Below are 22,320 nucleotides of genomic sequence, written 5' to 3' on the forward strand. Positions count from 1 at the left end.
ACCGCCGCCCTACGACTCCGGGCGCATGGCGGGGAATAGCAGGACGTCGCGGATCGAATCGCAGTCAGCGAGCAGCATGACCAGGCGGTCGATCCCGATGCCCTCCCCGGCAGTCGGCGGCAGCCCGTACTCCAGGGCACGGATATAGTCGCCGTCGTAGTGCATCGCCTCCTGATCCCCGGCATCCCGCTCCGCCGCCTGGGCACGGAAGCGATCCGCTTGGTCCTCGGCGTCGTTAAGCTCAGAGAAACCGTTGGCGATCTCGCGACCACCGACGATCAACTCAAAACGCTCAGTGTAGAAGGGTTCGTCGTCCCGCGGGCGAGCCAAGGGGGATACCTCCTTGGGGTAATCGGTTACAAAGACCGGGCCGTGGAGCCGAGGCTCAGCCGTCTCCTCGAACAGGGCCGCCTGGATCCTGCCCAGCCCGTCGCCGGAGCTCACCTCGATCCCGCGCGCCTCGGCCGCCCGGGCCGCCTGCTCGCGATCCGCGAGTTCCTCGGCCGTGAGGTCAGGATTGCACCGAAGGACCGCTTCAATCAGAGAGATACGCTCGAATGTTGAAGTGAAATCATAAGTCTCGCCCTGCCAGGTTACCTGTCCGCTTCCGAGCGCCTGTTCAGCCAGATGCCGGAGCATTTCCTCGGTAAGGTCCATCAGGTCGTGGTAGTCGGCAAAGGCCTGATAGAACTCCAGCATGGTAAATTCCGGGTTGTGGCGGGTCGAAACCCCCTCGTTCCGGAAGTTTCGGTTGACTTCGTAGACACGCTCGAAGCCCCCCACGACGAGCCGCTTGAGGTAGAGCTCCGGCGCGATGCGCAGATAGAGATCCCGGCCGAGGGCGTTGTGGTGGGTCACGAAAGGTCGCGCCGCGGCTCCGCCGGGGATCGGCTGCATCATCGGTGTCTCCACCTCCATGAAACCGCGGCCATCCAGGAAACGGCGCAGGGCAGCGAGTACGCGGGTGCGCAGGGCAAAGACGCGCCGACTCTCCTGGTTGACGATTAGATCCAGGTAGCGCTGGCGATAGCGGATCTCGTGATCGGTCAGCCCGTGCCACTTCTCCGGCAGCGGCCGCAGCGATTTCGTTAGGAGCCGGACCTGATCGCAATGGATGGAAAGCTCCCCCTTGTTCGTCCGGAACACCGTCCCGGTCGCGCCGACGATATCGCCCACGTCCCAGCTCTTGAACGCGGCGTAGACCCCCTCGGGCAGGTCATCCCGGCGCAGATAGAGCTGGATCCGCCCCGAGCTGTCCTGGAGCTGCGCGAAGCTCGCCTTGCCCATGACCCGTTTGGCCATCATGCGCCCGCCGACCGTGACTCGAGCGCCCTCCTGCTCCAGGGCCTCCTCGTCCAGCGGGCCGTAGCGCTCGTGAAGGTCGGCGGCCAGCGCGTCACGGCGGAAATCGTTGGGGAAGGCTTGGCCCGCATCGCGCAGACCCTGCAGCTTCTCGCGGCGCTGGGCGATGAGCTTGTTCTCGTCGCTTTCGGACATCCGTTGACTCCGGGCAGTGTCAGGGGCGAGCGTCAGAGGCCGGCCTTGAGGCTCGCCTGTATGAACGGGTCGAGGTGGCCGTCGAGCACGGCCTGCGTGTTGCCGATCTCGATTCCCGTCCGCAGATCCTTGATCCGGGACTGATCGAGGACGTAGGAGCGGATCTGGTTCCCCCACCCGATATCGGACTTGGTCTCTTCCTGGGCTTCGGCCTCGGCACGGCGGCGCTGCATCTCCAGCTCGTAGAGTTTGGCGCGCAGCTGACTCATCGCCGTGGCACGGTTCTTGTGCTGCGATCGATCGTTCTGCGACTGCACCACGACGCCGGTGGGTTCGTGGGTGATGCGGACCGCCGACTCGGTGGTATTGACGTGCTGGCCACCTGCGCCGGAAGCGCGGAAGACGTCCACGCGCAGATCCGACGGGTCGATCTCGATATCGACATTCTCGTCGTCGATCTCCGGCGACACGAACACCGAGGAGAACGAGGTGTGGCGGCGACCGCCGGAGTCAAAGGGCGACTTGCGCACCAGACGGTGAACCCCGGTCTCCGTGCGCAGCCAGCCGAAGGCGTACTCGCCGGTAACCTTGATCGTGGCGCTCTTGACCCCCGCCTCCTGGCCGGCCGTCACCTCGATGACCTCGGTGTCGAAGCCGCGGGCCTCGGCCCAGCGCAGATACATCCGCAGCAGCATCTCGGCCCAGTCCTGGGCCTCCGTTCCGCCTGACCCCGCCTGGATATCGAGGAACGCATTGGACGCGTCCATCTCTCCGGAGAACATGCGTCGGAACTCCAGGGTCTCGATGTGCGTGGCGACGCGCTGGACATCCGCCTGGACCGCCTCAAGAGTTTCCTCGTCGCCCTCCTCCCGGGCCATGGCGACCATCTCGCCGGCGTCATCGAGCACCCCGCCGATCTCCTCGAGGGTGCTCAGGACGGACTGCAGCTGAGAGCGCTCGCGGCTCAGCCCCTGGGCCCGCTCCGGGTCGCTCCAGACGTCGGGGTTCTCCAGCTCACGCAGGACTTCCTCAAGCCGTTCGCGTTTGCCGGCTTCGTCAAAGATACCCCCTCAGGGCCTCGAAACGCCCTTGCAGGTCTTCGATTTGTTCAAGCAGCGGGTTGATCTCCATGAGCACCTCCGGATACTAAGGGCGCGAATCGTACTATATTCACCCGTCGTTCAGCAGCCTCGAACTTCAGCGCCGGCATCCAAGCCGTGCGCATCGACGGGTGTCTGCGCCGCCGCCGCGGCGCGCCATCCACCCGCTGATCAGGATTGAGGTTCCCATGACCACGACGACCAGTGCCGAGCCTGGCCATCAGAAGCTTGCCTGGGCCCGCGCCCATATGCCGGTCCACAAAGCCCTGCGCGAGCGCTACCGCGAGACGCGCCCCTTCGAAGGCCTATGCATCGCGGTCTGTTCCCACATCGAGGCGAAAACCGGCGTCTTTCTGGAGACACTCGCCGCAGCCGGCGCCGAAGTCGTATTCACCGGCAGTGAACCCGGTTCCAGCCAGGACGATGTGGTCGCGGCACTCAATGAGCAACCCGGGATCAGCGGCTACGCCCGGCGCGGTGTCAGCGAGGCGGAGCTGGCCCGGCTCCACGGCCGCGCCCTGGATCACCAGCCCAACCTGATCCTGGATGACGCCGCCGAACTCACCGCACGACTCGTTCACCAGCGCCCCGAGCTGCTGGACGGGCTGCGTGGGGTCTGCGAGCAGACCACCACCGGTGTGCAGCGGATCCAGGCCATGACGGCCGAGGGCGCTCTGCATTTCCCGGCTTACGCCGTCAACCACACACCGATGAAGCACGAGTTTGACAATATCCACGGCACCGGCGAGTCGGCACTAACCAACCTGATGCTGACAACCAACCTGCTGCTCGCCGGAAAGCAGGTCGTGATCTGCGGCTACGGTGACTGCGGCGTGGGGATCGCCCACAAGGCCCGCGCCTGGGGGGCGCAGGTGACGATCACGGAGGTCGAACCACGCCGGGCGCTACGTGCCCACATGAACGGTTTCGCCGTGCGCCCCATGGAGGAGGCCGCCGGCGTCGGTGATTTCTTCATCACCGCCACGGGCAACCGGGATGTCATCCGCGCCGAGCACGTTGCGCGCATGCGCGACGGCGCGATCCTGGCCAACGCCGGGCACTTCAACGTGGAAATCGACGCCGCGGGCTTGGCCCAGCAGGCCGAATCCCGCTATCCGGCGCGACCGGGTATCGAGGCCTTCCGCATGAGCGACGGCCGCGAGATCCACTTGGTCTGCGAAGGTCGCCTGGTGAACCTGGCCGCCCCGACGGCCATGGGTCACCCGGCCGAGGTCATGGACCAGACCTTCGCGATGCAATTCATGGCCGCGGACGACCTGTTGCGCCACCGCGACCAGCTCCGCGCCGGCGTGCATCCGGTTCCCGACGAGGTCGACGCCGAGGTGGCCCGCCTCAAGCTGGAAACGCTGGGGGTCGGCATCGACGCCCTGACCGACAGCCAGCGCCGGTTTCTCGAGGCTTGGCGGGCCGATGACATCCTTGAAGCGCCCTGAGCGCCACCCCATGCACCGGGCGGGCGGCGAAGCCTCGGCGGAGCGCCGCCCACCCCCCGGCTACTTGCCTGAGGCGAAAACGCGCACTAGGGTATACACGCTATGGCAGATTACAAACGCGACGACAATCCGGACCGTCACGAAGGGCACAGCCGGACTTCCCCCTATCCGGTCAGCCGGCTATCCGCGCCCATCGACCTTGTCGACACCGCCCGCGAGATCCAGGAGGCGGATCAGGCGATCAACAACCGCACCAGCTCAAAGCTGACGGTGATCGCGGATCAGATTCGCGCCCTCCAGGAGCAGGCACGGGAGGTGCTCGAGGAAAGTCAGCGTGACATGGACCTGCACCGGGCCAAGTGCAACTTCACCCGGCGCCCGGGCAGCATCTACCACCTCTACGAGCGCGAGGACGGCGAACTCTACTTCTCCATGCTCGCTCCCGAGGATTGGCGCAACGGCCCGCCCCATACCTACAAGGGGTCCTACCGCCTGGAAGCCGACCTCTCCTGGACACCATTCGACGAGATGGATCAGCCCGATGCCACCCGGGACATGGTGCAGCGCCTGATTGCCGATCACCGCAGCGGCGGCGCCGGCTGAACCAGCCGGCGCCCACCCTGTCTCCTCCGGGCGCTACTCCGCCTGCCCGGGCTCGGCCTGGCCGAGCCGGCGCACCCGCTGCTCGAGTGCCGCGGCGATGCGCAGCTCCGGCGTCTCTCCCTCGCCTTCGGCATCCAGCGTCTCCGCTGATACGGGCTCTCCGAGGCGGATCGTGATCCGCCCGGGCCTGAGCAGCCGGGTGCCGATGGGCATGACCCGATCGGTTCCCTCGATCCAGACCGGGATGGCCGGTACCGACTGCGCCTGGAGCAGAAGACCCACGCCCGGCTGAAACGCCTGCAGGCTGCCATCGGCCGAGCGCCGCCCCTCCGGGAACCAGACCAGCCCGTAGCCATCCCGTAGGGCTTTCGCACCGAGCGCCAGGCTGCCGCGTGGGCCGGTGTGCGGATCGATGGGCAGCACCAGGCAGGCCCGGCTGACCAGCCGCACCAGACGGTTGGAGAACAGCAGCCCGGTCCAACCACCCCAGCGCATGCGCACGATCCGGGCGTAGCGCATGATCGACCCCAGCGCCGGTGGATCCACGGCGCTCAGATGGTTGGGGACGAGCAAGACCGGGTCGCGCTCCGGCAGGTTCTCCAGGCCTTCCACGCGCACCGGCGCATAGGCCCGGAACAGAACCTGGTCGATGCCGTAGAAGATCGCCCCGAGCAGGCGCTCGAACCGCGTACGCGGCAGCATCCAGCGTAGTTGCTGGTCGCTGAGCATGGCCTCCGGGTCGCGCAGCTGTTCCACCAGGCCCGGCCCGCGGCTCTCATCGGGAGAGATCTCCGCGGCTTCGGCCGCCTCGCGCAGCAGGTCGCGGACGGTCTCGATCCGCCCCAAGGCCTCCTCCTCCAAGGCCACGCCGACGCTACCGCGTAGCTCCAGGGTCAGATCCACCCACCCCAGCGAGTCGAGCCCGAGGTCGAGACGCAGATTGCTGTCCGGGGTCAAGCGCACCCGCGGATAGCGGCGGACGAGCCCCTCCCAGACCCGGCGGGCAGTGGGGATCTGCAGCAGCTGCTGATCCTCCACCGCCATCCGCTCCTCGGGCATGGGACCGGTCTCGGCCGCCTTGGCGCCCTCGCCGAGCATTTCGAACAGCTCTCGCAGCTTGTGGCGGCGCAGCTTGCCCAGGCGCGTCCTGGGCAGCGGATCGGAGCTGACCCGATAGGTGCTGATCTGATGATGGCTCGGCAGGACCCCAGCCGCTTCGTGCAGGGCCTGGTTCAGCCGCTGGCGTACCTGCTCGTCGTCGAGATCCCGGACGGCCTGCGGGTCAGGGAACAGCACCGCCGCCAGGCGCCCCTCATGCTCGAGCACTCCGGCGTCGCGGACGGCCTCGGCAGCGGAGAGCGCGCCCTCGACCCGCTCTGGGTCGACATTCTCGCCGCCGGCGAGGACGATCATCTCGGAGGCTCGGCCCTCCAGGTGCAGGTACCCCTCCTCGTCGAACCAGCCCAGATCCCCGGTGCGGTAAAAGCCGTCCGGGGTGAACACCTCGGCACTCTTTTCAGGTAGGTGCCAGTACCCCTGGAAGACATTCTGGCCGCGAGCGAGCACCTCGCCGGTGCGCGCCCCCTCCTCGACAGGATCGATGCGCAGCTCCACACCCGGTAGCGGCAGGCCGGCCGCCTTCAGGCGCAGCCGATCCGGCGGGTTATAGGTCAGGATCGGCGAGGTCTCCGTGAGGCCGTAACCGGTCGCCACCTCCCAGCCCAGATCCCGCAGTCGCTCGCCGATCTCTGGATTCAGCGGGGCACCTCCGGCGACAACCATGCGCACCGAAGGGGCCATGCGCTGATGCAGGCTACGGAACAGGCGCCGACCCAAGGGCCAGCCCAACCGGTGACGTGCCGTCCGGGACAGCCGGAGCATGCCCTCGAACAGGCGCTCGGCGCGCGCCCCCCGCTCGGCGACGCGGCCGCGAATAGCACCATCAAGGGCCTCGTAGAGCCGTGGCACGCCGAGGATGATGGTGGCATCCCCCTCGCGCAGCGCGCGCACGATCTGCGGACCGAGGACTGAGTACGGCAGCACGATGCTCGCACCCAACGCCAGGGGGGTGATCAGCCCGAGCGTAAAGGGGTAGACATGGTGGTACGGAAGCGGGACGAAGATCCGGTCGTCCCTCTGGGCTAGCTCCTGGCCGAGAAGCGCATTGAGGTTGGCGGTGATGTTGCCGTGGGTCAGCGGCACCCCCTTGGGCATCCCGGTGGTCCCCGAGGTGTAGAACAGCGTGGCCGGATCCGCCGGGGTGATTTCCGGCGCCGCCGGGCCGTCTTCGCGCAACCAGTCCCGCCAGCTTCGTCCGCTCCCCGCCGGTTCGTCGAGACGGATCATCTCCAGCGACTGCTCGAGTTCCAACCCCTCAAGCCGGCGCGCCGCTTCGCCGCCGGTAAAGATCCGCCGCGCACCGCTGTCAGCGAGGGCGTGGGTGAGCTCCGCACGCGGCATCTGGGTATCCAGCGGCGTGACTACCGCGCCGGCATCGAGGATCGCCAGACAGGCAACCACCCATTCGGCGCTGTTCGGCGCGAACAGCGCCACCCGTTCGCCGCGGTCCACACCGGCCTCCACCAGCCCGGCGCTCAGCTGCTGAGCGAGCTCGGCCACGGCCTGGTAATCCCAGCGGTGAAGATCATCCCGATCCAGCGCCCGGACGGCATCACGCTGCCCGCCCTCCTTAAGCCGGCGCACCAGCATCTGAACGGTCTGCAGTTCTTCGCTCACGTTCCCTCCTGTCTTGCGTCGGCAAGGCGTTCGGTCGAGTCGCGGCCCCGAGCCTGATACCATGTTCAGCTTCGATGGCAACCCTGACCGTTGAGAATGGCCGCAAATACGCAGGAACCGACCCGTATCCGAGAGATTCCCTATAACTATACGTCCTTCTCCGACCGAGAGATCGTGGTCCGTTTCCTCGGCGAGCAGACCTGGGACCTGCTCAACGAACTCCGGGGCGAGCGGCGCACTGGGATCTCAGCCCGCATGCTCTTCGAGGTCCTCGGCGATCTCTGGGTTGTCTCCCGTAATCCTTACATCCAGGACGACCTGATCAATACCCCAAGGCGGCTGCGCGCGCTGGTCAGCTCCATGCACCACCGCGTCGACCAGATCTTCGCGCGCGCCGATGGCAACCAGAAAGGCATCGACCTGGGCGAACGGGCTCGCCGCGCGGTCCGCGATTTCGAGCAGCACTATCGCCGTCAACGTCAACGCCGACAGCGCATCAAGCGGCGGCTCGCGCGCCACACGCGCAGCGACAACATCTGCTTCGACGGCCTCTCGCGGGTTTCCCACGCCACCGACGCCACGGACTGGCGCGTCGAGATCCCGTTCCTCGTCCTCACCCCGGATACCGAGGCGGAGATCGCCCCGCTGGTGGCGACCTGCATCGAGGAGGGGCTGACCATCATCCCCCGTGGTGGCGGCACCGGCTACACCGGCGGTGCCGTGCCGCTGGACGGCGACTCGGCGGTCATCAACACCGAGAAGCTTGATGCGATCGCTCCCGTCGAGGAAGTCGACCTCCCCGGGGTCGACGGACCGGTGAGCACCATCCATGTCGGTGCCGGCGCCGTCACCCGCCGGGTCAGTGAGCGCGCCGAGGCCCACGGTCGCGTCTTTGCCGTCGACCCCACCTCCCAGGACGCCTCGACCATCGGCGGCAACATCTCCATGAACGCCGGTGGCAAAAAGGCCGTCCTCTGGGGAACGACACTCGATAACATCGTCTCGTTCCGCATGATCACCTCCGAGGCCAAGTGGATCGAGGTCGAGCGCCTGGACCACAACCTCGGCAAGCTTGACGAGCTCGACACGGTGCGCTTTCGGGTCACGCACTACGCCCGGGACGGACGCACCCAGGAGGGCGAGCCGCAGATCCTCAGTTTCTCGGGCACCTCGTTCCGCAAGCCGGGTCTCGGCAAGGACGTCACCGACAAGTTCCTCGGCGGCCTCCCCGGCGTCCAGAAGGAGGGCTGCGACGGACTGATCACCTCTGCGCGCATGCTCGTCCACCGCATGCCTGAGCACGAGCGCACCGTCTGCCTCGAGTTCTACGGCCACGACCTCCACGAGGCCGTGCCGGCGATCACGGAGATCCGTGACGACCTGCTCGCTGACGAGAAGGTGGCGCTGGCCGGTCTGGAGCACCTGGACGAGCGTTACATCCAGGCGGTGGATTACTCGCCCAAGGCCAACCGCAGCGAGATCCCCAAGATGATCCTTCTCGCCGATCTGGCCAGCGACGACCCCGACGCCGTCGCCGAAGCGTCATCGCGCATCGTGCGGCTGGCCAATGCGCGCAACGGCGAAGGCTTCATCGCGGTCTCGGCGGAGGCGCGGCGGCGCTTCTGGGCGGAGCGTTCCCGGACAGCCGCCATTGCCTCGCACACCAACGCGTTCAAGATCAATGAGGATGTCGTCATCCCGCTGGAGCGCCTGGCCGAGTACACCGAGGGCGTCGAGCGGATCAACGTCGAGCAGTCCATGCGCAACAAGCTCGCTATGCTCGACGAGCTGCTCGACTACCTGAACGGCGACATGCCCGAGGTCCGTCAGGTCAAGGACTTCGAGGACAGCGAGGAAGGCGACCGGATCCTCGCCGACAAGAAGGCAACCGCCCGTGAGCACCTGAGCCGCGTCCGCGAGCGTTGGCAGCGGATCCTGGAGGCCTTCGACGACCGCGCCGCCGAGCGTGATGACCTCCTCGATGAGACGGCCCGCGCCGACTGCCGCCCGGAGGACCGGATCATCGATCTGCTCCTGCGGCGCAGCCTGCGCATCTCTTACCGCCGGGAGGTCGAGCGACCGCTGGAGGAGTTCTTCAAAGGCCGCGACTTGCAGCCGGTGCGTGCCCGCTTCACCGAGATCCACGACCGGGTTCTGCGCAGCCGCCTGTTCGTCGCCCTGCACATGCACGCCGGTGACGGCAACGTGCACACCAACATCCCGGTGAACTCCGGCGACTACGGCATGATGCGCGAGGCCGAGCGGATTGTGGACCGCATCATGGAGCTTGCGCAGTCCCTGGGCGGCGTGATCACCGGCGAGCACGGCGTCGGCCTGACCAAGATGCAGTACCTGGATCCGGAGCAGGTGCAGCGCTTCGCCGAGTTCATCGACCGCGTCGACCCGGAGGGCCGTTTCAACCGGGGTAAGCTCATGCCCGGTTCCGGTCTCGAGAATGCCTACACGCCCTCGCTCTTCCTCGTCGAGGAAGAGGCGCTGATCCTCGAGGAGAGCGAGCTCGGCGAGCTTAACCGCGATATCAAGGACTGCCTGCGCTGCGGCAAGTGCAAACCGGTGTGCAGCACCCACGTACCGCGGGCCAACCTGCTCTACTCACCGCGCAACAAGATCCTGGCCGCGGGGCTGATCATCGAGGCCTTCCTCTACGAGGAGCAGACCCGGCGCGGGCTGTCGCTGCGCCACTTCGACGTCATGAACGACGTGGCGGATCACTGCACCATCTGCCACAAGTGCCTCAAGCCCTGCCCGGTGAATATCGACTTCGGTGACGTCACCATCCGGCTGCGGGATATCCTGCAGCGGCGCAAGCAGCGGCGTACGCGCCTGCAGACCCGGGTGGCCATGGGCTTTCTGAACCTCACCGACCCGCGCCTGATCAAGGCCCTGCGCCTGGGCATGGCGCGCTTCGGTTTCGCGGCACAGCGCCAAGTATCGCAGACCCTGCGGCGACTCGGCGTCTTCCCGCTCAAGCGCCGCCCCGGCAGCACGACCGAGCGTTCCAGCATCCCCGCCCAGGCGGTGCACTTCCTCGAGAAGCCGATGCCGTCCAACGTGCCGCCTCAGGGCATGCGTCAGATCCTCGGTGCCGAGGAGTCGGACCATATCCCGATCATCCGCGACCCGCAGAAGACCGACGAGAACAGCGAGGCGGTCTTCTACTTTCCCGGGTGCGGCCCGGAGCGACTGTTCAGCCAGGTGGGCATGGCCACCCTGGCCATGCTCCATGACGCCGGGGTGAAGACCGTTCTCCCTCCGGGGTACCTCTGCTGTGGCTACCCGCAACACGCCGGCGGCTACATCGATCGTGCCAAGCAGATCACTACCGCCAACCGGGTGCTCCTCCACCGAGTGGCCAACACCCTGAACTACATGGACATCCAGACGGTGGTCGTCTCCTGCGGCACCTGCATCAGCCAACTGGAACTCTACGAGTTCAACCGGATCTTCCCGGGGTGCCGCCTGATCGACATCCACGAGTTCCTGCTCGAGAAGGGCTATCGGCTGGAGGGCAGCGAGGCCACGCAGTACCTCTACCACGACCCCTGCCACCCGTCGATCAAGACGCAGAACCCGACGAGCGTGGCCACGGAGCTCATGGGCCAGCCCGTGCAGCTCTCCGATCGCTGCTGTGGTGAGTCGGGGGTCTTTGCCGTCTCCCGTCCGGATATCTCCAGTCAGGTGCGTCATCGCAAGCAGGAGGAGATCCGCCAAGGTGTCGAGTCGCTGACCGGGGCCGAGCGCGCCGAAGACGGCAACGTGCGGATGCTGACCACCTGCCCATCGTGCCTGCAGGGGCTGTCGCGCTATCGCGAGGACACGGGCGTCGAAACCGACTACATCGTCACCGAGATGGCCCGCGAACTCCTCGGCCAGGACTGGCAGGAGCGCTTCACGGAGCAGGCCCGGAAAGGCAGCCTGGAGAAGGTCCTGCTGTGACAACCGTAGGGTAGGCGACGGTGAGCGAGTTGATCGACGAGTTGCTGTGGCGATCCGGCACCTGGGTCCATGGGCATGTCCACGACATCGCCCTGGCCCTGGTGGCCACGCTGCTGGTGGTCTACGGGGGCAGCATCAACCGCTTCGTCGCCCGCCCCCTGCAGCCCTATCCGTGGCTGATGCGCGTGGGTGCCTTTGTCCTGATGTGCGCCTTCGGCTACGGTCTGGTCACGGTCTGGATCACGCCCCTGCTTGCCGAGGCCCTGCTGTATATCGAAACGCGCTACCTGGGCGTCGCGGTCATCGGCGCCTTCCTGGTCATCGGCTGGCTCGCCGAGCGCCGCAACCAGATCTGACGGCACCGTAGCGACCTCACCACAAGGAGTTCCACCATGCTGATCCTGCTGCTGGGCCTGATCCTGTTCCTCGGCACCCACTCGATCCGGGTTGTCGCCGACGATTGGCGGGCCAACCAGATCGCCGCCTACGGCGAGATTCCTTGGAAGGCCGCCTACTCGGTGCTCTCGCTACTGGGGCTGGTTATCGCCATTTACGGCTACGGGCTGACCCGGGTCGATGCCATCTGGGTGTGGACGCCCCCCACCTGGACCGCGCACCTGATGGCGCTAGTGATGATTCCGGCCTTCATCCTGCTCTTCGCCGCCTACGGGCCAGCCAACCGCATTCGCAACGCCATCGGCCACCCGATGTTGCTGGCGGTAGCACTGTGGGCCCTGGCCCACCTGATGGCCAACGGGCGCCTCGGTGACCTGGTCTTCTTCGGCGCCTTCCTGGCCTGGGCCGGCGTGACCTTCGTCTCGGCGCGGGAACGGGATCGCCGTCAGGCCACGACCCCGGCCGAACCGAAACGATTGGGGGATGCTTGGGCCATCGTCGGTGGGCTGATCGGCTACATCGTCTTCGCCCTGTTTCTGCACGTACCGATCACCGGCGTCCCGGCCCACTTGTAGGGACCCGGCACCCGATGGCGGGTCCCGCCAACGGGACCCGCCGGCTATCCTCCCGACCCGCCGGCTGCACGCGACCAGGCCTTGGGGAATAGGCTGACCACGGCACCGCCGCGGTACATGCCGATACCGACGGTATGGCCGTGATGGCGCAATACGCTGTGTCCTCCCTCGGCCAGGCCGACGCAACGCTCCGGCCCGGGGAACAGCGGCTCGCGGCGGAAAAAGGCGTGGACCTCGTCCCGGTCCAGCTCCAGCACGGGCCCCCGGGCACAATGGCCCAGGGCCATGACCCCGGCCGTGGAGGGCTTGGGCGGCCGGGTCTGCGCCCGCACTGCCGGAATCCCGCTGCGCACGACCGGCACCCCTCCCGCCGCGACATGGCCGGAGGCGACCACCTTGGCGTACTTGCTGCCCTCGAAGAAGGCCGTCAGCCCATCCAGAACATCCTCCGGCACTCCGAGTTCGTCCTTGAAGGTCTGCAGCAGAACCCGGGCGCGTGGCTCCTCCTGCACGGCAGGCAGGTCATCCGCTGGGTTCTCGCGCTCACCGCTGCCCACACGACGCAACACCGCCACGAAAAAGCCCCCGGTGTCGTTGTGGTGGGGCCACAGGCGTCCGCAGGACTCCATCTCGGCGCCGTAATGGGCCCCGTCCCATGCCTCCAGGCCTGGGCTCAAGTGCAGCCCCGACACCCTTGCAGGTACCAACTCGAACGCGCCCGGGGCTCGCTCGAGCGCGGCAGCGACCACCGCCTCGTTCTCTTCCGGGGCAAACGTGCAGGTCGAATAGACCACCGTCCCCCCGGGCCGCGTCAGCGCCATCCCGCGCAGCAGCAACCGCTTCTGCCGCTGAACGAGCCGCTCGCGGAACGTCGGTGATGTCGGCTCGGCGGCCGTCGCGGTCTTGCGAAAGGTGCCCTCGCAGCTGCACGGGGCATCGACAACGACCTTGTCGAAACGACCCGCAGCCCAGGGCATGCCCTGCCCGTCGCGAACGGTCTGGGAGACATTGAACAGCCCGTGCCGTTTGACCGCCTGACCGAGAGCTCCCAGGCGGCCGGCACTGGCGTCGTTCGCGACCACGGTGCCCCGATTGGCCAGGGCATCTGCAATCTGGACCGTTTTGTTCCCCGGGGCGGCACAGAGATCGAGGACCCGTTCGCCGGGTCGCGGATCGAGCAGTTGCACGGGCAACAGCGAGGCAGCTTCCTGGATCTGGTAGAGACCGGCGATGGCGCCCCAGTGGTGGCCAGGCCGGAATCCGCCTTCAACCAGTAGAGCATCCCCCTGCCAGCCCAGCGGCTGCGGATCCCACCCCTCGTCCCGCAAAAGGCTGGCCAGCTCATCTCTGGAAAGCCGCGTCGTATTGGCGCGCAGACACGGGGTTAGTGGCCGCTGAAGGGTGCCGCAGAAAGCCTCCCAGTCGTCAATCAGGGGTCGGTAGCGGGTATAGGCGCTCTCACCCCGGGCCAGATCCTCGGGCGGCTGGTATCGCTCTCTTCGGGCCACGCTCCCTCCGGGTCAAAACCGTTTATTGTAACCGGCCGCGAATCCTTCGGGCACGATGGAAGCTGCACAGCGCCCGCGTCCTTCCCAATAACCCTGCAGTCTGTGCGAAACTGCCCCGAAGAAAACCGCCCTTGTGCGGGCCCGGTCCGGGGGTGTGCCGGACGATCCGGGAGGAGACCGATGCAGCAAAGGGGCGATGCCGGCAAACGCTCCGGGGCTTTCACCACCGCCGGTCCGGGCAACGCCCCCGTGGGGGTTCAGACCTGGCTGGCAGCGCTGGATGCCATCGAGGTTCCAATCTTTATCCACGATGCCGAGCACCGGATCGTCGAGGCTAACCGGGCCTACTACGAGCAGGTCGGCCTACACCCTGAAGACGTGCTTGGGCGCCCCTACTACGAGATCTTCCCCCGACGCGACGGCCCCCTGCCCGGCTGCCGCCACGGACTCCAAGCAGCACAATCCGGGCACGGCAAGAACGATCCGACCGGGGACGCGGCGCTGGAAGAACGCTTCACCGTGGATACCGGCGAAACCTTCCTGTCGCGCTCCTTCGCCGTACACGACGAGGAGGGCACCTACCGGCACTCGGTGCACATCCTGGAGGACATCACCGAGCGCAGCCGTGCGGAACGGGAACAGACCCGGATCCACCAGGCCTTGCGCGAGCGCGAGGAGCAACTCCACCGACTGTTCGAGAACATGACCGAGGGCGTGCTGGTGGTCACCCCGGACGGTACCGTGCGTTACGCCAACCCGAGTGCGGCACGGCTCTTCGCGCGCGACAGCGCAACCCTGATCGGGGCCGTGATCGGCCTGCCCATCGGCGGACCCGATGCCCAGGAAATCGAGCTGCGCAGTCCCGGCGGGGAGTTGCGGACGGTCGAGATGCGCGTGCGCGAGATCCACTGGCAGGACCAGCCAGCCCACCTGCTCAACCTGCGCGACGTGACCGAGCGCAAGCGCATCGAGACCGAACTGCGCCAGGCCGCTATCGTCTTCGAAGAGGCCCGGGAAGCCATCCTGGTCACCGATGCCGAACAGCGCGTGGTCGCGGTCAATCCGGCTTTCACCGAGATCACCGGGTATGCCGAGCAGGAAGTCCTCGGCAAGGACCCGGCGCTGCTCTACTCCGGTTTCCACGATGAGGGCTTCTACGAGGCCATCCACCGGGCCCTGGCCGAGCGCGGCTACTGGACCGGGGAGATGTGGAACCGGTGCCGGGATGGCACCACCTTCGCCAGCCTGGTTACGATCCGCGCGGTCTATGACAGTACCGGGCAGCTGACCCATTACATGGCGGTGCTCGCCGATATCTCCCGGCTCAAGGAGTATCAGAGCCAGCTGGAGCGGATCATGCACTCAGATCCGCTCACCGGCCTGCCCAATCGCCTCGTGTTCCAGGATCGCCTCCATCAGGCCCTGGTGACCACGCAGCATCACACCGGCTGTTTCGCCGTTCTCTCCCTGGATCTCAACGATCTCAAGGCGATCAACTACAGCCTCGGCCACGCGGTGGGCGATGCCATCTTGCAGCAGCTCGCCGAGCGGCTGCGCGCCACCCTGCGCGAGGAGGACACCGTAGCCAGGCTGGGCGGCGACGAGTTCGGTGTACTGCTCCTCGGCGTCCGGGACGCTAGCGAGGTGGCAACAATCACCGAGGGATTGAGCCGGGCGTTGGATGCCCCCTTCCAGATCGCCGACCGGAGCATTCCCATCGCCGCGAGCATCGGCATCGCTGTCTATCCCGAACAGGAAGCCGGTGCGGCCGACCTCTTCCAGCAGGCGAATGCTGCCATGCATCAGGCCAAGCGCGAGGGCATCAACTACCGCTTCTTCAGCGAGGAACTCACCGAGCAGGCCCGCGAACGGGTTCAGCTGGGCAGCGAGCTGCGCCAGGCCCTCGACGAGGGCGGGTTGGAACTCCACTACCAACCCCAGATCGAGCTGAGTAGCGGTGCCTGGGTGGGGCTGGAGGCCCTGGTCCGCTGGCACCATCCGGTACAGGGCTGGATCAGCCCGGAGCGGTTCATCCCGGTGGCCGAACGCATCGGCCTGGTGACCGCGCTGGGCGCCTGGGTCCTCGAGCAGGCCTGCCGGCAGGGACGCGCCTGGCTCGACGCGGGCTTTAACTTCGGCCGCCTGGGGGTCAACTTCGCCGCCCCGGAACTCACTGCGCCCGATCTCGGCCAGCGCGTACTGGCCACGCTCGAGCGCACGCGGCTACCGGCCCGCCACTTGGAGATCGAGGTCACCGAGCGCCTGCTGGTGGATCCCGATCCGGTGGTGATCGAGCAACTGCAACAACTGCGCGATCACGGCGTCACGGTGGCGCTCGACGATTTTGGAACCGGCTACTCGGCGCTTAGCTACCTGCGGGACCTGCCGGTGGACCGGCTCAAGATTGACCGCAGCTTCGTCGACGGTCTGCCGGAAGACGAGCGCACACTGGCCATCGCCCAGGCGATCGCCGGCCTCGGCCGTAATCTCGGTTTTACCATCATCGCCGAGGGGGTCGAGACACCGGCGCAGCGTGAGGCGCTCATCGGCATCGGCTGCCCCTGGGCCCAGGGGTTCCTGTTCGCCCGGCCCGCGCCGGTCGCCGGGATCGAGGCCATGGCCCCGCACTTCCCACGGGGCGCCCTATAGCGAAGGAGGCGGAGAAGCCGGCCGCGCAAAATAGAAGCCCTGCAATAGGTCGACACCGACTTCGCGCAGCCACTCGGCCTCATCCCGCTCCTCGACCCCTTCGGCAACGGTCGTGGTGCCCAAATTGCGGGCCATGCCGACCATTGCCTCGACGATGGTCGCCTGCCCCGGGTTGCGATGCACGTGCCGGATCAACTCGCGGTCGATTTTCACGAAGTCCGGCTCAAGATCCTTGAGCAGATTCAGGGAGCCGTAGCCGGCCCCAAGGTCGTCCAGGGCGATGCGGAACCCACCCTGCCGATACTGATCCACGATGTGGCGCAGGTGACGGTGGTCGGAGATCGCTTCGGTCTCGACAACCTCGAAGACAATGCGCCGCGGGTCCAGGCCAAGTTTCTCCACGGCGCCCACGGTGGTGCGCAGGCAAAAGGCCGGGTCGTAGATGGCCGTTGGCCGGAAGTTGATGAACAGGTTGGCCTGAATCCCCTGGAGGTGGCTATCACGGATCGCCGCCACGCGCGCCAGTCGATCCAGGTGAAACTCCAGATCAGCCAACTCCGCCGCCCGGAACATCGCCCCGGGTGCGATCACCCCCCCGTCGCCGCCGACCCCGCGCATCAGGCACTCGTAGGCGAACACCCGCTGCGGATCCCGTGCATCAACGAGGGGCTGATAGTGGATCTGGATCCGCTCGCTGCGGATAACCTCCAGCAGCCACTCGTGCTCGGCGCGAGCCACCCAGGTGGAAAGCGGACGGGACTGGAACAGCGACCGGGCGTCGAACACCTCACCGTGCTCCATGAAGACAGCGGAACCGGCGGCCATCTCTGGTTCGCTCATCAGCGGCTCCAAGGCGGCGAGCAGCACCGGCAGCGCCTGCCCCGGTACCTCGACTCCCATGACCCCGGCCGCCGGGAACCGCACCCGCCACCCGGCGTCACGCAGTCGGACGTAGACCCGATCCCGCGTGTGCTGCAGCGGCGGGGCCAGGTAGAACGTCCCCGGGGCCGGACTCAGATCGGGCAGCTCCGGGCTGCCGGGGCAGATGGTGGGAACTTCAATGGTCATCGGTACGCTGCTCTCCTTGGGTGACGACTCCGTACGGTGGCGGACAGCCCCGCGCTGCTGCGGTTTTTTCACGCCTAGCCTAATGCATGGCCCCGGAGAACTCCCATAGTGGTGCCGGCGAATCTGGCACAATGCGGCTGTCTCACCACAACGGGGGTTCCCATGGAAGATCCGCGCGCTGTCTCCACGGGCATTGCCGGCCTCGACGAGATCCTCGATGGCCTGCGCCTGGGGGACAACGTCGTCTGGCGTGTCGAAGATCTCGACGACTACCGGGCATTCCTCAGGCCTTTTGTGGAGACCGCCCGCGAACAGGGGCGTGCCATCATCTACCTGCGCTACGGGCAGCACGCCCCCCTGCTCAACCCCGGCTCCGGCGTCCGGGTGGTGGAGATCGATGCCCGCGGCGGCTTCGAGGCCTTCACCAGCCGCGTCTATCAGTTGATCACGGACTACGGCCGCGGCGCCTTCTACGTCTGCGACTGCCTGACCGATCTCCTCCAGGCCTGGACCACCGATTACATGGTGGGCAACTTCTTCCGTGTCGTCTGTCCATACCTTTTCGAGCTCGACACGGTCGCCTACTTCGCCTTGTGCCCGCACAGTCACTCCCACGGCACCCTGGCGCGGATCCGCGAGACCACCCAGGTACTGATCGACGTGCGCCGGGCCGGCGATGAGGTGCATATCCAGCCCGTCAAGGTCTGGCGGCGGCACTCACCGACCATGTTCCTGCCCCATCGCCAGCGCGGCGAGCGGTTCTTGCCGGTGACCGACAGCAGCGACGCCACGCGGTTGCAGGACCGGCTGGAGCGCCAGCACCAGGAGGATCGTCAGCGCCGCCTGCTCGACTACTGGGATCGCTTGTTCCTCAGTGCCGGGGAATGCCTGGATCAACTCGCCGACGACCCCCAGAGGTGCGCGATCCTCGAGGAGCTGCTCGGGGCGTTGGTCGGGCACGACCCGCGCCTGCTGGGGCTCGCGCGGCAGTACCTCGGTCTCGACGATCTGCTGGCCGTGCGCGCGCGGATGATCGGCAGCGGGCTGATCGGCGGCAAAGCGGTGGGCATGCTGCTGGCGCGCAACATCCTGCTGGCCGAGGACGCACAACGCTGGCAGGCGGCGCTCGAACCCCACGACTCCTTCTACCTGGGTTCCGACGCTTACTACGCCTACATCGTGCACAACGGATGGTGGCCGCGGTTAATGCGCCAGCGCACCGAGGCGGGTTACTTCGAGGAGGGGCGCGAACTGCACCGGGCCATGCTCGAGGGTGAGATGCCGCCAGAGATCCGCCCGGAGCTCGAGCGCATGCTCGATCACTTCGGGCAGTACCCGATCCTCGTGCGCTCCAGCAGCCTTCTGGAAGACGGCTTCGGCAACGCGTTCGCCGGCAAGTACGAGAGCATCTTCTGCGTTAACCAGGGCAGCCCGGAGCAGCGACTCGCCGAGCTTGAGGAGGCCATCCGTCGGGTTTACGCCTCCACGCTGGCCGAGGATGCCCTGGTCTACCGTCGGCAACGGGGGCTCGATCGCCTGGAAGAGCCGATGGCTCTGCTCATGCAGCGGGTCAACGGGCGCTACCACCGCCATCTCTACCTCCCCGATGCCGCCGGGGTCGGCGTCTCACGCAACCCCTTCGTTTGGGACGCGGGGCTCGACCCAAAGGCGGGCATGCTGCGCCTGGTGATGGGCCTCGGCACACGGGCGGTGGATCGCATCGGCACGGACCACGCCTGTGTCGTCGCCCTCGATCAGCCCCACCGCCGCCCCTTCCGCGACCGGGACGACCTCTACCGGTTCTCGCAGCACGAGGTCGACTGCCTCGATGTCAACGCCAACAGCCTCGCCTCCCTACCCCTGCGGGAGCTGGTTGCCCAGGCCGAGGACCTCCCGCTGGAGCGGCTCGGTGAGCTAGACCGTGCGGCCACGCAACGGGCCCGCGAACTCGGCGACAGCAACCCGGTCTGGCGGTTGACCTTCACCCCGCTGCTGCGCAGCGAGGATTTCGTCACCCGGGCCGCAGCCATGCTGCGGACGCTGGAGTCTGCCTACTGCCACCCCGTGGACGTGGAGTTCACCGTGCATCTGGATGAGGCCGGCACCGCCTCCTTCAATCTGGTCCAGTGCCGCCCTCTGCCCACGCGTGGCGAGGGCTCGTTGGCGCCACTGCCCGAGTCGGTCCCCGAAGAGCGACTGTTCATGCAGAGTGAGGGCCACTTCATGGGCGGCAATCTGGATCTGCACCCGGGGCACATCCTCCGGGTCCACAGCAGCCGCTACGCTGCCCTGAGTCGTGAGGCGAAGCATCAGGTGGCCACACTCATCGGCGTGCTCACCCGCCGCTTGGCCGAGGAGGAACCCGGCGCACCCATCGTGCTCATCGGACCGGGCCGTTGGGGGACCAGCAGCCCAGAGCTGGGTGTGCCAGTCGGCTTCGCGGACATCAGCCGCGTGGCGGTCCTCGCCGAGGTCGCGGAGATGGGATCGGAGGTGGTGCCCGATCTCTCCTTCGGGTCCCACTTCTTCCAGGATCTGATCGAATCGGGGATCGCGTACGTGGCGCTGTTCCCGGGAAGGCCCGGCAACACCTACCGGCCGCAATGGCTCGACGGCGGCCCGGCACAGCCTGCCGAGACGCCCCGCGGCCAGGGCGCCCCCGACGACGTATCGGCGGCGGTCGAGCACTTCCGCGTTCCGCCCGGAAGACTGCGCCTCGCCGCCGACCTCGTCGAGCAGCGCCTCCTGGCCTACCAGCCCTAGATCAGCCCCATCGCTACCATGGCATTGCTGACCTTGATGAAGCCGGTGATGTTGGCACCGGTGACGTAGTCCCCGGGGACACCGAACTCATCGGCGGTTTCGTAGCAGTTGCGGTGGATGTCGACCATGATCTCGTGCAACCGCTCCTCGGTGTGCTCGAAGGTCCAGGAGTCGCGGCTGGCGTTCTGCTGCATCTCCAGGGCGCTGGTGGCCACGCCGCCGGCGTTGGCCGCCTTGCCGGGACCGTAGGCGATCCGGGCCTCCTGGAACATGCGGACCGCCTCGGGCGTACAGGGCATGTTGGCCCCCTCGGCCAGCGCGGTGCAGCCTTTGTTCAGAAGCTCCCGCGCGTCCTTGCCGCTGATCTCGTTCTGCGTTGCGCAGGGCAGCGCCACGTCACAGGGGACGGTCCAGATGTTGCCATCCTCGACGTACCGGGCCTTCGGCCGCTCGTCGGCATAGACGGAAATGCGCCGCCGCTCCACTTCCTTGATACGCTTGATGCGCTCGAGGTCGATGCCGTCTTCGTCGACGACGATACCACTCGAATCGGAGCAGGCGATGACCTTGCCGCCCAGCTTGCGGATCTTGTCCATGGCGTAGATAGCCACGTTGCCCGAGCCGGAGACCACGCAGGTCTTGCCCTCAAGATCCTCTCCACGGGCCTTGAGCATCTCCTGCAGGAAGTAAACGGTGCCGTAACCCGTCGCCTCCTTGCGGGCGCGGCTACCGCCCCAGGTCAACCCCTTGCCGGTGAAGACACCGGATTCGTAGCGGTTGGTGATCCGCTTGTACTGGCCGAAGAGGTACCCCACCTCGCGCTGACCGACGCCGATGTCACCGGCGGGCACATCGGTGTACTCGCCGAGGTAGCGGTAGAGTTCGGTCATCAAGCTCTGGCAGAACCGCATGATCTCGTCGTCCGAGCGGCCCTTCGGATCGAAGTCGCTACCCCCCTTGCCGCCGCCGATGGGCATGCCAGTAATGGCGTTCTTGAACACCTGCTCGAAGCCAAGGAACTTGATGATGCCCAGGTACACCGAGGGGTGGAAGCGCATGCCGCCCTTGTAGGGGCCCATGGCGCTGTTGAACTCCACCCGGAAGGCGCGGTTGATGTGGATCTCCCCGTTGTCGTCTTGCCAGGGAACCCGGAAGATGATCTGACGCTCCGGCTCGCAGATCCGCTGGATGATCTTGTGGTCCGCGAACTCCGGGTACTTGCTCATGACCGGGCCGAGGGTCTCGAGCACCTCGTGCACCGCCTGGTGAAACTCGCTCTCGCCGGGGTTGCGGCGAACAACATCCTGATAGATCGGTTCCAGCTTCTCGTCGAGCCGTGCGGTCATCTTCTTCTCCGTTTTTCAGTGCCCCGGAGACCCATGCGGCCCCCGACAGGACGATATCTCTTCTCCGGCGGGCGCCCGGACGGATCCGGCACCCACCGACAGGATCTCAGGCGCGGGAAGTCTGCACTAAAAACGGACCCGTGTGCACCATCCCGGTGCCACGGCGATCATCTCTGTGCGGCATACGGTCGCCGGTGAACGGCTCAGACGCCGCGGATCGCCCCTGCCATCCGCTCGATGCCAGCGAGGGTAAAGACCAGGATGATCAGGATGATCAGCACTGCCACCGACCAGGTCAGCACACGCCCCCAGAACGTGCCCTCAAGGATCTCTCGCAAGCGGCCCATAACGATACCCCAATCTCTCGCGACCACGGTCTCGGCCTCATCGAGAGTTTGATGCAGCGTGCTCCTGCTCGTTCCACGCTGCGACATCAAGCCGTGGGCAGCTTTGCCACGTCAGTTGTTGCCGCCCGACGGCCCCTTGCCGCACATGTCCGCGATCGCGCAGACCCCGCACCCCCCGTGACCGGCCCCTTCCCCCTCCGGCGTGGTAGGCCCGAGTTCCGGGTGCCGGCGCGCGAAACGGCGCGCCGCACCCTGGACACCGACCCAGCCGACAACCAGCGCAAAGATGACGAGGAACGCCGCAACGTAGGTGCCCATATC

General features: G+C 66.9%; 15 protein-coding genes. 7 read left to right on the forward strand and 8 right to left on the reverse strand.

Annotated features, from left to right (window positions below):
* Positions 1-9 precede the first annotated feature (9 nt).
* Positions 10-1,497, reverse strand: a complete 1,488-nt coding sequence (gene lysS, locus LRG07_RS03625; RefSeq protein WP_238636415.1) for a lysine--tRNA ligase — start codon at positions 1,495-1,497, stop codon at positions 10-12.
* A gap of 32 nt (positions 1,498-1,529) precedes the next feature.
* A protein-coding gene (prfB, locus tag LRG07_RS03630) for a peptide chain release factor 2 (RefSeq protein ID WP_201242539.1) occupies positions 1,530-2,628 on the reverse strand; the annotation gives its coding sequence in 2 pieces (ribosomal slippage) (positions 1,530-2,555 and positions 2,557-2,628; 1,098 coding nt in all).
* A gap of 157 nt (positions 2,629-2,785) precedes the next feature.
* Between prfB and LRG07_RS03635 the strand changes: the two genes are divergently transcribed.
* Together LRG07_RS03635 and LRG07_RS03640 are read left to right on the forward strand one after the other, a co-directional pair.
* On the forward strand, positions 2,786-4,051 hold the full coding sequence (locus tag LRG07_RS03635) for an adenosylhomocysteinase (RefSeq protein WP_201167299.1): 1,266 nt from the start codon (positions 2,786-2,788) through the stop codon (positions 4,049-4,051).
* Positions 4,052-4,153: 102 nt separating this feature from the next.
* Entirely contained in the window at positions 4,154-4,654 is a 501-nt protein-coding gene (locus tag LRG07_RS03640) for a DUF2452 domain-containing protein (RefSeq protein ID WP_201167302.1), read from the forward strand.
* Between the two features lie 33 nt (positions 4,655-4,687).
* On the opposite strand, the gene LRG07_RS03645 is transcribed toward LRG07_RS03640, so the two are convergent.
* Positions 4,688-7,363, reverse strand: coding sequence for an AMP-binding protein (locus LRG07_RS03645; protein ID WP_255773117.1), 2,676 nt, complete (start codon positions 7,361-7,363; stop codon positions 4,688-4,690).
* Between the two features lie 123 nt (positions 7,364-7,486).
* Here LRG07_RS03645 and LRG07_RS03650 point away from each other — a divergent pair, with 123 nt between their 5' ends.
* Genes LRG07_RS03650 through LRG07_RS03660 form a run of 3 tightly spaced genes read left to right on the forward strand, consistent with a single transcriptional unit; the run spans position 7,487 to position 12,318 of the window.
* Positions 7,487-11,347 carry a DUF3683 domain-containing protein gene (locus tag LRG07_RS03650; RefSeq protein ID WP_238641816.1) on the forward strand — a complete coding sequence of 1,287 codons (3,861 nt, stop codon included), beginning with the start codon at positions 7,487-7,489 and terminating at the stop codon, positions 11,345-11,347.
* Positions 11,348-11,367: 20 nt separating this feature from the next.
* Complete coding sequence (locus tag LRG07_RS03655; RefSeq protein ID WP_238641817.1) at positions 11,368-11,703, forward strand: DUF3392 domain-containing protein; 336 nt, start codon at positions 11,368-11,370, stop codon at positions 11,701-11,703.
* 36 nt (positions 11,704-11,739) lie between these two features.
* The gene (locus LRG07_RS03660; protein ID WP_201167324.1) at positions 11,740-12,318 is read left to right on the forward strand and encodes an NnrU family protein; all 579 of its coding nucleotides are present in this window, start codon (positions 11,740-11,742) and stop codon (positions 12,316-12,318) included.
* A gap of 44 nt (positions 12,319-12,362) precedes the next feature.
* Here LRG07_RS03660 and LRG07_RS03665 read toward each other — a convergent pair whose 3' ends face one another.
* A complete protein-coding gene (locus tag LRG07_RS03665) occupies positions 12,363-13,826 on the reverse strand; it encodes an RsmB/NOP family class I SAM-dependent RNA methyltransferase (RefSeq protein WP_201167327.1) in 1,464 nt (487 codons plus the stop codon).
* Positions 13,827-14,006: 180 nt separating this feature from the next.
* Between LRG07_RS03665 and LRG07_RS03670 the strand changes: the two genes are divergently transcribed.
* Positions 14,007-16,475: an EAL domain-containing protein gene (locus tag LRG07_RS03670; RefSeq protein ID WP_201167330.1), complete on the forward strand. Its 2,469-nt coding sequence runs from the start codon at positions 14,007-14,009 to the stop codon at positions 16,473-16,475.
* On the opposite strand, the gene LRG07_RS03675 is transcribed toward LRG07_RS03670, so the two are convergent.
* Complete coding sequence (locus LRG07_RS03675) at positions 16,470-17,543, reverse strand: EAL domain-containing protein (protein ID WP_201167333.1); 1,074 nt, start codon at positions 17,541-17,543, stop codon at positions 16,470-16,472. The two genes, LRG07_RS03670 and LRG07_RS03675, sit on opposite strands and share 6 nt — an antisense overlap.
* Before the next feature lie 162 nt (positions 17,544-17,705).
* Here LRG07_RS03675 and LRG07_RS03680 point away from each other — a divergent pair, with 162 nt between their 5' ends.
* Complete coding sequence (locus LRG07_RS03680; protein ID WP_238641818.1) at positions 17,706-20,306, forward strand: PEP/pyruvate-binding domain-containing protein; 2,601 nt, start codon at positions 17,706-17,708, stop codon at positions 20,304-20,306.
* Here the strand turns inward: LRG07_RS03680 and gdhA are convergent.
* The 3 genes from gdhA to LRG07_RS03695 form a co-directional block, all read right to left on the reverse strand.
* Positions 20,303-21,652, reverse strand: coding sequence for an NADP-specific glutamate dehydrogenase (gdhA, locus tag LRG07_RS03685; protein ID WP_201167339.1), 1,350 nt, complete (start codon positions 21,650-21,652; stop codon positions 20,303-20,305). The two genes, LRG07_RS03680 and gdhA, sit on opposite strands and share 4 nt — an antisense overlap.
* 203 nt (positions 21,653-21,855) lie before the next feature.
* A complete protein-coding gene (locus LRG07_RS03690) occupies positions 21,856-21,999 on the reverse strand; it encodes a hypothetical protein (protein ID WP_201242549.1) in 144 nt (47 codons plus the stop codon).
* Positions 22,000-22,110: 111 nt separating this feature from the next.
* On the reverse strand, positions 22,111-22,317 hold the full coding sequence (locus LRG07_RS03695) for a hypothetical protein (protein ID WP_201167345.1): 207 nt from the start codon (positions 22,315-22,317) through the stop codon (positions 22,111-22,113).
* Positions 22,318-22,320 lie beyond the last annotated feature (3 nt).

The organism is Halorhodospira sp. 9622 (assembly GCF_022228025.1).
Classification (GTDB): domain Bacteria; phylum Pseudomonadota; class Gammaproteobacteria; order Nitrococcales; family Halorhodospiraceae; genus Halorhodospira; species Halorhodospira halophila_A.